Raw genomic sequence first — 12,966 nt, 5'->3', positions numbered from 1 at the left:
AGGCAGTACCCCCATGCTGAGCGCGTTTCAAATCGCGGCTGCCTCCGCTGCAGCCCAATCCACCTTGCGCCGCAGGCGCTTGGTGTTCGCCTCCCTGGTCATCGTTACCTCGCTCATCTTGTTGGGCCTGATGTCGGCGGCGCTGTTCACCGAGGGGTTCGATGCGATCGGCTTCGGCATCCTGCTGATGTTCGCACTCACCCTGCCATGGACCAGCATCGGTTTCTGGAATGCGGTGATCGGCTTTGGCCTGATGCATTTCTCACGGGATCCGGCTGGCCTGGTTGCCCCCCATCTGCGCAGCATCAAGGGCGATGAGCCGATCACGCAGTCCACCGCGCTGCTGATCTGCATCCGTCATGAGGACACCGACCGGCTGGAGCGCAACCTCGGCTTCATGCTCGACGGCCTTGTGCGCACCGGCCATTCGCAGAATTTCCACCTCTACATGCTCAGCGACAGCGACCACGCAGACATTGTCGAGGGCGAGCAGCAGGTGGCGGCCCGGCTAGCCGAGCGCCTTGGCTCACGGCTTGAGATCACCTACCGCCGCCGCGAGGACCATAGCGGCTACAAGGCCGGCAACATCCGTGATTTCTGCGAACGCTGGGGCAGCCTGCACCGGTTTGCCATCGTGCTCGATGCCGACAGCGTGATGACGCCCGCCGCCATGCTGCGCCTGGTCCGCATCATGCAGGCCAATGCCAACATCGGCATCCTGCAGACCCTGGTCACGGGCCTGCCCAGCACCAGTCCTTTCGCACGGGTGTTCCAGTTCGGCATGCGCCTGGGCATGCGCTCGTACACCTTGGGCGCGGCCAGCTGGCAAGGCGATTGCGGGCCTTACTGGGGCCACAATGCCATCATCCGCCTGGCCCCTTTCATCGAACACTGTCACCTGCCGGTGCTGCCTGGCACATCGCCCCTGAGCGGCCACATCCTCAGCCATGACCAGCTCGAAGCGGTGCTCATGCGCCGCGCGGGTTACGAGGTGCGCGTGCTGCCCGACGAAGACGGCAGCTGGGAAGAGAACCCACCCACCATGCCCGAGTTCATCCGCCGCGATCTGCGCTGGTGCCAGGGCAACATGCAGTACCTCAAACTGCTCAAGATGCCGGGGTTGCTGCCGGTCAGCCGCTGCCAGCTGTGGCTTGCCATCGCCATGTACGTGGGCGCGCCGGCCTGGCTGGGCATGATCGCGCTGGGCCTGCTGCGTGATCAGCCGGTGAACATCCCGCTGTTCCTGCTGCTGTTCACCGTGACCATGACCATGTGCTTCGCACCCAAGTTCGCCACGCTGGGCGATGTGCTGCTGCGCCCTGATCTGCGCCGCGACTACGGCGGTACCGCCCGCGTGCTGATCAGCGCGGCGATCGAGCTGGTCTTCTCCGTGTTGATGGCGCCTATCGCGGCCGTGTCCATCACGCTGTTCCTGATGGGCCTGCCCTTTGGTCGACAGATCGGCTGGACATCGCAGCAACGCGATGCGGTGGGCCTGTCCTGGCGAGATGCCTCGCAACGGCTGTGGCTGCATACATTGCTGGGCCTGGGGCTGGGCCTGGCTTTCTGGCAGGTGTTCCCCTCCACCATCTTGCTGTGGCTGCCCTTTGTGCTGGGCCTGAGCGCCTCGATCCCGATGGCGGTGATCAGCGCCGACCCCCGCCTGGGGCGCTGGCTGGCGGACAGCGGCCTGTGCCGCATCCCTGAAGAGGCGCGCCTGCCTGACAAGCCTGAGTACACCGAGCTGTTCACGCCCTTCGCCCAGGCCGGGCTGGCGTCGGCCACGGCAGGGCAGCCCAAGTGATGGCCGCGACCGTGCTGCTGAGCCCGCCTGACCAGATCTCGCTGCGAGGCGAAGACCACGCCTGGCAGGCCTTGTTGCACCGTGGCTCGGGCGGCAGTGACAGCGGCGCCTCTTTCCTGGAGGACGATTCCCTGCTGCACGCCCTCTATGGCCCCCTGTGCGCCATGCGACGCAAGGGCACCTACGTGGTCGGTCACTTGGCGCAGAGCCTGGATGGGCGCATTGCCACCAACTGCGGTGTCTCACGTTGGCTGAGCGGCCAGGAAGACCTGCAGCACACCCACCGCATGCGTGCCATCGCCGATGCGGTGCTGGTGGGCGCCAGCACCGTTCAGCACGACGATCCTCAACTCACGGTGCGTCTGTGTGCAGGCGACAACCCGGTGCGCGTGATCCTGGATCCGGAGCGCCGGCTCGACGGTACGCAACGCGTCTTCACCGATGGTGCAGCCCCGACCTTGCTGCTGGTGGCGCAAGACCGTGTCGGTCGCGAAGCCACCTGTGGCCACGCAGAAGTGGTCCCAGTGCCGCGCGGCCCGCAGGGCCTGGATCCCTTCGAGATCCGCCGAATACTCGCCCAGCGTGGCCTGCACTGGCTGTTCGTGGAAGGGGGCGGCATCACCGTGTCGCGCTTCCTGGCAGCGGGGGCGCTCGATCGCCTGCAGATCACCGTGGCCCCGGTGATCCTGGGGTCGGGCCGCCCCAGCGTGGTCCTGCCCGAGATCCACGACCTGACCCACAGCCTGCGCCCGCGCACCCGCCGCTTCCTGCTGGGCGATGACACCATGATCGAATGCACCTTCCATGACTGAGGCCCGTGCCTTCTGGACCGTCTCCCCCGGGCTGGGCGAGATCCGCAGCGCCACCCTGCGCGAGCCTGCACCGGGAGAGGTGCAGGTGAAGGCCCTGCGCAGCGGCATCAGCCGTGGCACGGAAAGCCTGGTGTTCGGTGGCCGGGTGCCACCCAGCCAGTGGCAGGCCATGCGCTGCCCCTTCCAGGAGGGCGATTTCCCTGGCCCTGTGAAGTATGGCTATGCCTCGGTAGGCATGGTCGAAGCGGGCCCGGCGCACCTGCTGGGGCGGCGCATCTTCAGCCTGCATCCGCATCAGGACCACTACATCGTTCCGGTTGATGCCGTCACCGTGGTGCCCGACGCCGTACCTGATGCGCGCGCCGTGCTCGCGGCCAACATGGAAACCGCCGTCAATGGTCTGTGGGACGCCGCGCCGCGCCTGGGCGATCGCATCGCGGTGGTCGGCGCGGGCGTGGTGGGTGGCCTGGTGGCCACACTGGCCGCCCGTGTGCCCGGCGCCACGGTGGAATTGATCGACACCAACCCGCAACGTGCTGCGCTGGCCAGCCAGTTGGGCTGCCGCTTCGCCTTGCCGGACCAGGCCACGCCTGACGCCGACCTGGTCATCCACGCCAGCGGTCACCCCGATGGCCTGGCCACCGCGCTGCGCATCGCCGGCTTCGAGGCCACCGTGCTGGAGATGAGCTGGTACGGTGATCGCCCTGTCAGCGTGCCGCTGGGCGAGGCCTTCCACGCCAGGCGATTGAACCTGCGCTCATCGCAGGTCGGTGCGGTGGCCACCGCACAGCGGGCCCGCTGGACCTACCAGCGCCGCCTGGCACTGGCCTTGAAGCTGCTGGCCGATCCGGTGTTTGACTACTTCCTCACCGGCGAGAGCCGCTTCCAGGATCTGCCTCATACCCTGCCGCGCCTGGTCGAAGCACCCGGCGGCGAGCTTTGCCACGTCATCCACTACAACTGAAAAGAACCCCATGTACAGCCTTGCCGTTTCGGATCACTTCATGATCGCCCACAGCTTCCGGGGCGATGTCTTCGGCCCCGCGCAGAAAGTGCACGGTGCCACCTATGGGGTAGAGATCGAGTTCCGTCGCCCCACGCTGGACGAGCATGGCCTGGTGTGCGACATCGGTCTGGCACTGGAACTGCTGCGGGATGTGCTGAGCGAGTTCAACTACCAGAACCTCGATGAGCTGCCCGTCTTCAAGGGCCGCAACACCACGACAGAGTTCCTGGCCGGGGAGATCTTCCAGCGCATCAAGGTGCGCGTGGCCGAAGGCGCCGTGGGCGCGGGCACCGCCGACACGCTGGCGGCGTTGCGGGTGGTGTTGCGCGAATCTCCGGTGGCCTGGGCCGCCTTCGAAGGGCCACTGCGCTGATGGCCCTGGCCTTTCTGGTGCCGGGGCGCCTGGACCAGCTCACCGGCGGCTACCTGTATGACTGGCACGTGGTGGATGGCCTGCGGGCGCGGGGCAGGGCGGTCGATGTGGTCGAGCTGCCTGGCCGCTACCCGGATGTGGATGCCGACACCCGCCATGCGGCGGCCAATGCCCTGGCAGGCACCACGGACGGCAGCACGGTCGTGATCGACGGGCTGGCCTTGCCTGGCCTGGCCGACGCCCTGCCAGCGCATACCGGCCGCCTGAAGCTGGTGGGATTCATCCACCACCCCTTGTCCCTGGAGACCGGCCTGAGCCCGGCCGGCGCGCGGCACTACGCGCAACTGGAGTCAGATCTCTGGCCTTTGCTGAAGGGCGCGATCTGCCCCAGCGAAAACACGGCGCAGGCCGTGCGGGCCAGTGGCCTGCCACCGGACCACGTGGCCGTGGTGGCGCCGGGCACGGCGCGGCCCAGCTACTTCCGTCTGCCCAAAGGCGAGGGCCCGGTGCAACTGTTGGCGGTGGGCACCATCACGCCGCGCAAGGGGCACCTGCTGCTGGTCGATGCGTTGGCATCGCTGAGAGATCTGGCATGGCAGCTCACCTGCATCGGCAGCCTGGACCGTGACCCGGCGGCCGCCTTCGCCCTGCGCCAACGCATTGCCCAGCATGGCCTGGGTGATCGCATCACCTTGCTGGGCGAACAATCCCCCGATCAACTGGCCCAGGCCTACCAGCATGCCCACGTGTTCGTGCTGCCGTCTTACCACGAAGGCTATGGCATGGTCTTCGCCGAGGCGCTCGCTCATGGGCTGCCGGTCATCTCGACCACGGCGGGCGCCATTGCCAGCACCGTGCCGGCCCATGCATCGCTGCTGGTGCCCCCAGGCGACGAGGCCGCCCTGCGGGAGGCCTTGCAGCAGATGGTGATGGATGACGCGTTGCGTGCCCGGCTCACAGCTGGTGCGGTGGAGGTGGCGGACACGCTGCCGGACTGGGACACGGCCGTGGACCGTTGGGTGGCGGCGCTGGATCAGGTGACTCGATGAGTGAGCAAGAATCTTCAGGCGGGTTTTCGGCCGACTGGCTGCGGCTGCGCGAGCCTCTGGACCTGGTGGCGCGCAGCCAGACGCTGGCGCTGGCCTTCAAGGCCGCGTTGAAGCCCAGGAATGGATCGGCCTTGAAGCTGATCGATCTGGCCGCGGGCGCCGGCGCCAACTTCAGGGCCTTGGCGCCGGTGCTGGAGGGCGATCAGGACTGGATCCTCGTGGACCACGATCCCATGCTGCTGACGGCTCAGCGTGCTGAGATCTCAGGCTGGGCACGTCGGCGTGGTTGGCATGCAAGGGAAGAGGACGGTCTCTTGCAGATCGATGTGGGTGCGGCCCGCTGGCAGGTGCGCGGGCAGCAGCTCGATCTGGCGCGTGATCTGGATCGTGTCGACCTGGCCTGGTGCGATGGCCTGGTGACCACGGCGTTCCTGGACCTGGTGTCGGCCGCGTGGCTGGACAGCTTGTGCGCCTTGCTGGCGAAGGTGCCCCGGCCCTTGCTGGCGACGCTGACCGTGGATGGGCGGCGCACTTGGCAGCCGGCACTCGCGGCGGACGGGCTGATCACCCAGGCCTTCCTGGCGCATCAGGTTGGCGACAAGGGCTTGGGTGAATCGCTGGGTGGGCAGGCCGCGTCCTATCTGGCGCAGCAGCTTGCAGCACAAGGCTGCGGTGTCAGCACGCAGGAGAGCGACTGGCACATCGGCGCCGGGCACAGCGAGTTGCTGATGACCATGGCCCGGGAGGCCGCAGCCGTTGCCGCGGAGGTGGACCCCTCCAATGCGCGCACCGCTTCGGCATGGCTGACTGAACGTTCAAGCCATGCTGACCGCGGCGTGCTGTCGCTGGAGGTGGGACACCTGGATCTTCTGGCACTGCCCGGGCCAGCACGCACCTGAACTGATTGCTACCAAGGCAAGGTCTTGCCCAAGTGAGTGAACGTGCCGCTGGGGCCGTCATCACCCAGCAATGCCATCTGCACACTGCTCTTCGCCCCGTCTGCCACCGTGAGCTCGCCAGCGCCACGGTTCATGTCGGTTTGCACATAGCCGGGATGGATCGCGTTGACCTTGATCGGCGTGTCGCGAAGCTCGTAGGCCAGGTGCACCGTCCATGAGTTGACGACGCTCTTGGACGCGTCGTAGGCCGGGATCTTGAAGCCGTAGATGGGCGAGGCAGGGTCCGTGTGCAAGCCAAACGAGCCCAGCTGGCTCGACACGTTGACGATGCGTGCAGACGGCGCCGCTCTAAGCAGCGGCAAGAGCGCCTGCGTCAATTCCACCACGGCGAACACGTTCGTGTCGAAGGTTTCCCTCCAGCTCGCCAGGGTCTGCTCTGAAGGTTTCCGGGCCACATCGTCCAGCAGCACGCCCGCGTTGTTGACCAGGATGTCCAGTCGGCCGAAGCGCTGCTGGATGTCGCTGGCGATGTTCGCGATCTGGGTGGCGTTGGTGACGTCGAGCGCCACGGCTTCCACTGAGAGGCCTTGCGACTTCAACTGGTCCGCGGCCTTCGCTGCGCTCGCCAGGCTGCGCCCAGCCAGCAACACCAGGACCCCGGCCTGTGCGAGCTGTCGGCAGGTTTCGAAACCGATGCCGCGTGTGGCACCAGTCACCAAGGCGATTTTCTGAGATTGGGTCATGTTGACGGAGACGGATGGTTGGATGGGCATGTCAGCCGCGGCGTGCGGCTTCGATCACGGCGATGTCGATCTTCTTCATCTGCATCATCGCGTCGAAGACTCGCTTGGCTGCCGCGCGATCCGGGTCGGCCATGGCGTCTGTGAGCGCGCGTGGCGTGATCTGCCATGACAGCCCCCACTTGTCCTTGCACCAGCCGCAGGCGCTTTCCTGCCCACCGTTCTGAACGATCGCGTTCCACAGGCGGTCTGTCTCGGCCTGGTCGTCGGTGGCGATCTGGAACGAGAAGGCCTCATCGGGCTTGAACGTCGGGCCCCCATTGAGCCCCAGGCAAGGGATGCCGATGACGGTGAATTCCACCGTCAACACGTCACCCTGCTTGCCGGAGGGGAAATCACCAGGGGCCCGCTGTATAGCGCCCACTGAACTGTCCGGGAAGGTCTGGGCATAGAACCGTGCGGCCTCTTCGGCCGTACCGTCGTACCAGAGACAGATCGTGTTCTTGCTCACCATCATCGCTCTCCTGTTGCCGAGGTCCACGCGCGCTCACGACGTTGGGTCATGGCCGCCGGTGATTCTGGCTGAATTCCCGGCTGCAGTTCACGTGGGTTCCGGATCCGATGTTCCAGGTAGGGGCTAGCCCTTGCCGGCATCACACCTGAACCATGCCCCCATCGACGAACAGCTCGATCCCGGTCACGAATGACGAGTCCTCAGAGGCCAGGTACACCGCCGCCTTCGCGATGTCTTCCGGCTGGCCGATGCGGCCGATGGGCAACTGCGCGGTCAGGTGGTCCAGCAGGCCTTGCTGTTGCGCCTGATCGGGGCCGGCCAGATCGACCAGGCCAGGTGTGTGGATCGGGCCGGGCGACAGCGTATTGATGCGGATGGCGCGGCCCTTCAGGTCCAGCACCCAGCTGCGCGCCAGGTTGCGCACCGCGGCCTTGGTGGCGCTGTAGATGCTGAAGTTGGCCGTGCCCATGGCGCCCGCCGTGGAGCCCGCCAAGATCACCGAAGCACCGTTCGCAGCCTTGTCCAGAAGTGGCAAGGCCTTCTGAACCGTGAAGACGACGCCCTTCACGTTGCGGTCGAAGGTCTCATCGAAGTGGGCTTCGGTGATCTGACCCAGCGGCAGCATGCCGCCGCCACCCGCGTTGGCGTACAGCACGTCGATGCGGCCATGGCCGGCACGCACTTCGTCGTACAGCTTGTCCAGATCGGCCAGTTGAGTGGAGTCGGCCTGCACGCCAACTGCGTTGGGCCCGATGGCGGCCACGGCGGCATCGAGCTCCGGTTTGCGACGGCCCGTGATGTAGACGACAGCGCCTTCGGACGCGAAGGCCTTCGCTGCGGCCAGGCCGATGCCCGATGTGCCGCCCGTGACGACGGCGACCTTGCCATTGAGTTTGTTGCTGCTGTTCATGATTCGCTCCAGAAATGTTGAGAAGGTGAGCGAAGCTTAGAAAATTCACAGCCCTGAATAAAGAAGGAATTTTGTACATCTCTTTTCATTGTCATGAATAATATGGGCGCTGACCCACTTCGACACCCCTCATGGACCAACTGCTCGCCCTGCGCGTGTTCCTGCGCATCGCCGAATCGGGCGCCTTTTCCAAAGCGGCCGATGCCATGAACATCCCTCGTCCCACGGTGACCAAGCTCGTGCAGGACCTGGAGCGCCACCTCGGCACGAGGCTGCTGCAGCGCACCACGCGGCGAGTGAGCCTCACACCGGAAGGGCTGGCCTATTGCGAACGGGCACGCCGGCTCATCGCAGACCTGGATGAGATGGACGAGGCCGCCGCGGGCGCCCGTGTGCAGGCGCGAGGCCGCATCCGCGTCGACATCGGCTCCGTGCTGGCGAACATGATCCTCATCCCGGCCTTGCCGGATTTCAGGGCTCGCTACCCCGAGCTTCACATCGACCTGGGCGTGAGCGATCGGCCTGTCGATCTGATCGGCGAAGGGGTGGATTGCGTGGTGCGCGGCGGTGCTCTGCCCGATACCTCGCTGGTTGCGCGGCGCATTGCCGATCTCGATTGGGTGACCTGTGCAAGCCCCGTGTACCTCAAGGCCCGGGGCAGGCCGAAGCATCCTTCGGATCTGACGGCGCGTGAGCACAGGCCCGGCGATGCGGCCCGTGTGCCGGGCCATGCCATCGTCGGTTACTTCTCGTCGCTGACGGGCAGGGCCTTCCCGCTGGAGTTCCACCGCGGTGAGGAGCACCTCCAGGTGTCAGGCCAGACGGTGGTGGCGGTGAACGAGAGCACGGCCCACCTGAGCGCGCTGCTCTCGGGCATGGGCTTGGGCCAGGCGTTCAAGTTCATGGCCCAACCCCATGTGGCCAACGATCGCCTGAGACTGGTGCTCACCGACTGGACACGGCCGCGGCATCCTCTGTACGTGGTGTACCCCGCGTCGCGGCACCTCAGTGCGAAGGTGCGGCTGTTCGTGGACTGGGTGGCCGAGGTGTTTGCACCCTTCGATGATGCTCGGGCCTAGAACGGTGCGTCGCCGCTGGGCCCTTGCTGCAGAGCTTGAAGGATGGCCGCAGCCTCTGTCGGGTTTCGCGCTTCCATCCATTCGATCTGAGGGAAGTGCCCTGATGCACGAAGCCTCTCGAACTCCAGCCTGCGCCGACCGTGGGTGCTCACGATCCACCACAAAATGGATTCACGCGACAGGAAGGCACGGCGGAACGACTCACGGTTTCCCTGAAACAGCTCCTGTCGGGACACGACGCGCTTCACGGTGCGACGCACGCCGCGCCACAGCAAGAGCGGCAGGCTGAAGTTGAGCCAGACCACCGTGGTGGTGCGTGACCAGAGGATGTCGCGGGCCGTGCCATAGTTGCCGGCCACCACCCAGGTGTCACCGGTCGCGGCCTGCGCCACGCTGCGGAGAAATTCAGCCTGAGGTTGAGGCGTCCAGTCTGGCCCCCAGAACAGGTCGTCCAGGTCGACACAGACGCATGACCTGGCCTGGGCGAGCGCCTGGGCAAACGTGGTCTTCCCCGCGCAGCTCGACCCGACGATCACGACACGCGACGCACAGCGGGATGGAAGAATCATGTGGATCCTTGGTCCGACGCCAGAATGGGCAGCAGCTGCTGAACACCCAACGGGGTCAAAGCGAGGGCCCGCCCCTCGATCCGCCGGATCCAGCCTTTTTCCATGAAATGCCGGAGCAGCTCGTCTGCGAGCTGGCCTGCAAGATGGTCGCGCCGCTCCGACCAGTCCAGGCAAGGGTATGCAAAGCGGCGCCCGGGCCTGGGCAGTTGGGGCGCCAAGCCAAGGCTTGCCAGCCATGCCGATCCGTGAGCTGTCAGATCGTAACCAGCCCTTGTCGCTTTCAATCCATCGATGGCATGCAAAGTGGCGAGCACCTTGACACCCAGTTCCCCAGCCAGGTGCCCGTAGCAGCAACGTGCATACCGCAGACGCTGGCGCGCAGGGTGCTCCCATGATTGCTGATGGGACGAGCGTTCCGCCACCAGTGCGAGTGCTTCGAGCGCATGCCCAACGTCCTGGCTGGCCAGCCTGTAGTAGCGGTGTCGCCCTCGGGCTTCGCAGACCAGCAGGCCTGTTTCCAGCAGTTTCGACAGATGCGCACTGGCCGTGGCCGGGCTGATGGACGCAGCCAACGCCAGTTCGCCTGCGCTGGCCAGTTCACCCGACAGAAGATAGGCCAGCATCAAGGAGCGTGCGGGGTCGGCCATCATGGCAGCGACCCGGGCGATGCGGGGCTCCTGGGGTGCGGTGTGTCGCATCCCCTCAGCGTAATGCATCTGTGGAGTCGGAAGGCGCCTGGACCCGCTCAAACATGCCGTAGTCTCTGAGCACATGAGCCACCCTCAAGCGGTAGTCTGAGAAGATGCGGGTGCGTCCTTCACCTTGAGCCATGCGATGTTCAGCCAGGTTGCGCCAGTTCCGCACGCTCTGCTCGTCTCGCCACACGCTCAGGGAGAGGTAGCGCCCCGGCAGGGAGATGCTGTGGAAGCGCTCGATGGAGATGAATCCTTCCTGCTGTGTCAGCCCGGCCTTCAAGTCCTCGGCCAGATTGAAGTAGCGTTGAGCCTGCTCGGGATGAGGTTCAAGTTCAAAAATGACGACGATCATGTCGCCACCTCGCGAGCCTGGTTGAGCGTCGCTGGGATACCGGCCAGCCAGCTTCTTTCTTCCCGCAGAATGAACCGCTGTGTCTGGGCCATCTCAAAATTGCGCCGACCTTCCCCGTCCGCTTTGAGAGCGGCCCGATAGCGCTCGTAGGCGGCCATGTCCTCAAAGCTGATCAGGCCCCAGGCCACATCGTTGGTGCCTTCATGAGGGAGGAAGTATCCGATCAGGTCACCACCGCAGCGTGGAATGATCCGGCCCCAGGCTGTGGCGTAGCGGCTGAATGCTGCGTGCTGGAATGGGTCGATCTGGTAGCGGATGAAGCAGGTGATGGCCATGGGATGAACGTATGGTGTGGACATGAGCCTACTGTCCACCACGATCGCCCTTGGTTGTTTCGCTCCGCATCGAAACAACGGGGTGCGTGAGTTCGGCTCAGGCGCTCAGTGCCTTGTAGACCAGCAGCGAGGCATGCGCGTCGTTGGCCGCGTACTGCAACTGCTGCGGGCTCAGCGTGGCGGTGGCCCAATTGGAGGTCGTGGCCTTCTTGGATTTCTGCAGGCGCTGCTTCAGCACCACGGCCACCGCCGTCTTGAGCCCCACTGCATCCTTGAAGCCCAACCGGCGAACCATGTACGACAGGTCGATCGATTGACCCAACTGCACACCCAGCTTGCGATGGAGCTGAGGGCGATCCGAGGCCAGTCCGAAACCGACTTTGATGACATCGTCGGACGCGATCATGGCGCGCAAAAAATCCCCGGCCTCTGGCAAGGCGGTCTGGATGATGAAGGCATGCTCTGTCGTCGCGAACTGGACGATGTCCGGGCCAGTGTGCGGCACCCCTGCCACGAACACAGGCTTGCTCTCCGTGTCGAAGCCTACGTGGATCGCCTTGCGCAGTTCATGCTCGGCAAACTCGAACTGCTCAGCCGTGCGCAGCACATGGATTCGGCTGAGTGGCAGCGCTGGGTAGGCGGGCAGGGCGGCGATCTGTTCGGGCGTCGGGCGCTCCAGCCGAATTGGGCGGTTCATAGGCAGAGTATGGCGCAGCGCCAATGATAAATTCCGCCAGCCTTCACACAGCACTGATCGAGAGCCGATCCCCGCGCCATGCACACCCGTCTGACCCGCCTCCTGGGCATCGCCCATCCCATTGTGCTTCCCGGCATGACCTACGTGGCCATCCCTTCGCTGGTCGCAGCCGTGAGCGAGGCTGGCGGCCTCGGCATCCTGGCCTCGGGCGGCATGTCGGCGGATGAATGCCGGGCTGCCATCCAGCAGGTGCGTGCCTTCACGAACAAGCCTTTCGGTGTTGGCTGCAGCCTGATGCTCCCAGGCGCGGCGGCCTGCGCCGAGGTGGCCGTGCAGGAGCAGGTGCCCGTGCTCAACATCTCCATGGGCAAGGACGAAAGCCTGGTCGCGCGGGTGAAAGCCTATGGCGGTCACGTGATCGCCACGGTGTCCAGCGAGAAGCATGCGCGTTCGGCCATCGAATCCGGCGTGGACGGTCTGATCGTCACGGGGCACGAGGCTGCGGCCCACGGTGGTGCGGTGACGTCGCTGGTGTTGATCCCCGCGGTGCGCGACCTGACGGACTTGCCCATCATCGCCGCCGGTGGTTTTGCCGACGGGCGCGGTCTGGCCGCCGCCCTGGCCTTGGGTGCCGATGCCGTGGCCATGGGCACGCGCCTGGCTGCCTCTCGTGAGAGCCCGCTGCACGAGGCCACCAAGCAGATGGTGGTCGACAAGGCCGCCGAAGACACCATCTACTCGTCCAACTTCGACACCTTCCCATGCCGTGTGATGCACACACCCGGCGGGCAGAAGTACACCGCCAGTCGCCTGAGCCCGCCGCGGGTGGTGGCCCGCGCCCTGCGCGCGGCCAGCGAGCTCAATACGCCCATGGGCCAACTGGCCCGCGATGCCCTGCGCGAGGGTCCGGTGCAGGCCGTGAAGATCGCCTACTTCGGCGCGGCCACGCTGGCCATGCGCAAGGCCATGCACCAGGGTGACCACGAAGAAGGCGTTCAATTGATCGGCCAGTCGCAGGGGCTGGTGCACGATGTGCCGCCCGTGGCCGAGATCATTGCGCGTGTTCTGGCCCAGGCTCAAGAGGTGATGCAGGCGCTCCTCCCCCGCTGACATCACGTTGGCAAGGGCGGCT

The 12,966-nt window shown here is 65.7% G+C and carries 16 protein-coding genes; 8 read left to right on the top strand and 8 right to left on the bottom strand.

Annotated elements, in window-relative coordinates:
• Positions 1-13: 13 nt before the first annotated feature.
• Genes mdoH through EIP75_RS08755 form a run of 6 tightly spaced genes read left to right on the top strand, consistent with a single transcriptional unit; the run spans position 14 to position 5,943 of the window.
• On the top strand, positions 14-1,804 hold the full coding sequence (gene mdoH / locus EIP75_RS08780) for a glucans biosynthesis glucosyltransferase MdoH (protein WP_158622787.1): 1,791 nt from the start codon (positions 14-16) through the stop codon (positions 1,802-1,804).
• Positions 1,804-2,616, top strand: a complete 813-nt coding sequence (locus EIP75_RS08775) for a RibD family protein (protein ID WP_125242888.1) — start codon at positions 1,804-1,806, stop codon at positions 2,614-2,616. Before mdoH ends, EIP75_RS08775 begins: the two co-directional genes overlap by 1 nt.
• Positions 2,609-3,580: a zinc-dependent alcohol dehydrogenase gene (locus EIP75_RS08770; RefSeq protein ID WP_125242887.1), complete on the top strand. Its 972-nt coding sequence runs from the start codon at positions 2,609-2,611 to the stop codon at positions 3,578-3,580. Before EIP75_RS08775 ends, EIP75_RS08770 begins: the two co-directional genes overlap by 8 nt.
• Positions 3,581-3,590: 10 nt before the next feature.
• Entirely contained in the window at positions 3,591-3,995 is a 405-nt protein-coding gene (locus tag EIP75_RS08765; RefSeq protein WP_125242886.1) for a 6-pyruvoyl trahydropterin synthase family protein, read from the top strand.
• Positions 3,995-5,044: a glycosyltransferase family 4 protein gene (locus tag EIP75_RS08760; protein WP_125242885.1), complete on the top strand. Its 1,050-nt coding sequence runs from the start codon at positions 3,995-3,997 to the stop codon at positions 5,042-5,044. Before EIP75_RS08765 ends, EIP75_RS08760 begins: the two co-directional genes overlap by 1 nt.
• Positions 5,041-5,943, top strand: coding sequence for a class I SAM-dependent methyltransferase (locus tag EIP75_RS08755; protein ID WP_125242884.1), 903 nt, complete (start codon positions 5,041-5,043; stop codon positions 5,941-5,943). The genes EIP75_RS08760 and EIP75_RS08755 overlap by 4 nt, the downstream gene beginning before the upstream one ends.
• A gap of 8 nt (positions 5,944-5,951) precedes the next feature.
• On the opposite strand, the gene EIP75_RS08750 is transcribed toward EIP75_RS08755, so the two are convergent.
• The 3 genes from EIP75_RS08750 to EIP75_RS08740 all read right to left on the bottom strand — a co-directional run bounded on the left by EIP75_RS08750 (position 5,952) and on the right by EIP75_RS08740 (position 8,107).
• Complete coding sequence (locus tag EIP75_RS08750) at positions 5,952-6,716, bottom strand: SDR family oxidoreductase (RefSeq protein WP_233584763.1); 765 nt, start codon at positions 6,714-6,716, stop codon at positions 5,952-5,954.
• Between the two features lies 1 nt (position 6,717).
• Positions 6,718-7,197, bottom strand: a complete 480-nt coding sequence (locus tag EIP75_RS08745; protein WP_125243123.1) for a VOC family protein — start codon at positions 7,195-7,197, stop codon at positions 6,718-6,720.
• Between the two features lie 139 nt (positions 7,198-7,336).
• Positions 7,337-8,107, bottom strand: a complete 771-nt coding sequence (locus tag EIP75_RS08740) for an SDR family NAD(P)-dependent oxidoreductase (RefSeq protein ID WP_125242883.1) — start codon at positions 8,105-8,107, stop codon at positions 7,337-7,339.
• Positions 8,108-8,238: 131 nt separating this feature from the next.
• On the opposite strand from EIP75_RS08740, the gene EIP75_RS08735 reads away from it, so the two are divergent.
• The gene (locus EIP75_RS08735) at positions 8,239-9,186 is read left to right on the top strand and encodes a LysR family transcriptional regulator (RefSeq protein ID WP_125242882.1); all 948 of its coding nucleotides are present in this window, start codon (positions 8,239-8,241) and stop codon (positions 9,184-9,186) included.
• On the opposite strand, the gene EIP75_RS08730 is transcribed toward EIP75_RS08735, so the two are convergent.
• The 5 genes from EIP75_RS08730 to EIP75_RS08710 form a co-directional block, all read right to left on the bottom strand.
• Complete coding sequence (locus EIP75_RS08730; protein ID WP_125242881.1) at positions 9,183-9,755, bottom strand: P-loop NTPase family protein; 573 nt, start codon at positions 9,753-9,755, stop codon at positions 9,183-9,185. The genes EIP75_RS08735 and EIP75_RS08730 overlap by 4 nt on opposite strands.
• The gene (locus EIP75_RS08725) at positions 9,752-10,405 is read right to left on the bottom strand and encodes an ArsR/SmtB family transcription factor (protein ID WP_233584762.1); all 654 of its coding nucleotides are present in this window, start codon (positions 10,403-10,405) and stop codon (positions 9,752-9,754) included. Before EIP75_RS08725 ends, EIP75_RS08730 begins: the two co-directional genes overlap by 4 nt.
• Before the next feature lie 52 nt (positions 10,406-10,457).
• Positions 10,458-10,802, bottom strand: a complete 345-nt coding sequence (locus EIP75_RS08720) for an antibiotic biosynthesis monooxygenase family protein (RefSeq protein WP_125242879.1) — start codon at positions 10,800-10,802, stop codon at positions 10,458-10,460.
• Entirely contained in the window at positions 10,799-11,137 is a 339-nt protein-coding gene (locus EIP75_RS08715) for an NIPSNAP family protein (RefSeq protein ID WP_125242878.1), read from the bottom strand. The genes EIP75_RS08720 and EIP75_RS08715 overlap by 4 nt, the downstream gene beginning before the upstream one ends.
• A 97-nt stretch (positions 11,138-11,234) precedes the next feature.
• Entirely contained in the window at positions 11,235-11,834 is a 600-nt protein-coding gene (locus EIP75_RS08710) for a 3'-5' exonuclease (RefSeq protein WP_158622786.1), read from the bottom strand.
• Between the two features lie 78 nt (positions 11,835-11,912).
• Here EIP75_RS08710 and EIP75_RS08705 point away from each other — a divergent pair, with 78 nt between their 5' ends.
• Positions 11,913-12,944, top strand: coding sequence for an NAD(P)H-dependent flavin oxidoreductase (locus tag EIP75_RS08705; protein ID WP_125242876.1), 1,032 nt, complete (start codon positions 11,913-11,915; stop codon positions 12,942-12,944).
• Positions 12,945-12,966 lie beyond the last annotated feature (22 nt).

This window comes from Aquabacterium soli (assembly GCF_003933735.1).
Classification (GTDB): domain Bacteria; phylum Pseudomonadota; class Gammaproteobacteria; order Burkholderiales; family Burkholderiaceae_C; genus Aquabacterium; species Aquabacterium soli.
This window is presented reverse-complemented; position numbering and strand designations above follow the sequence as displayed.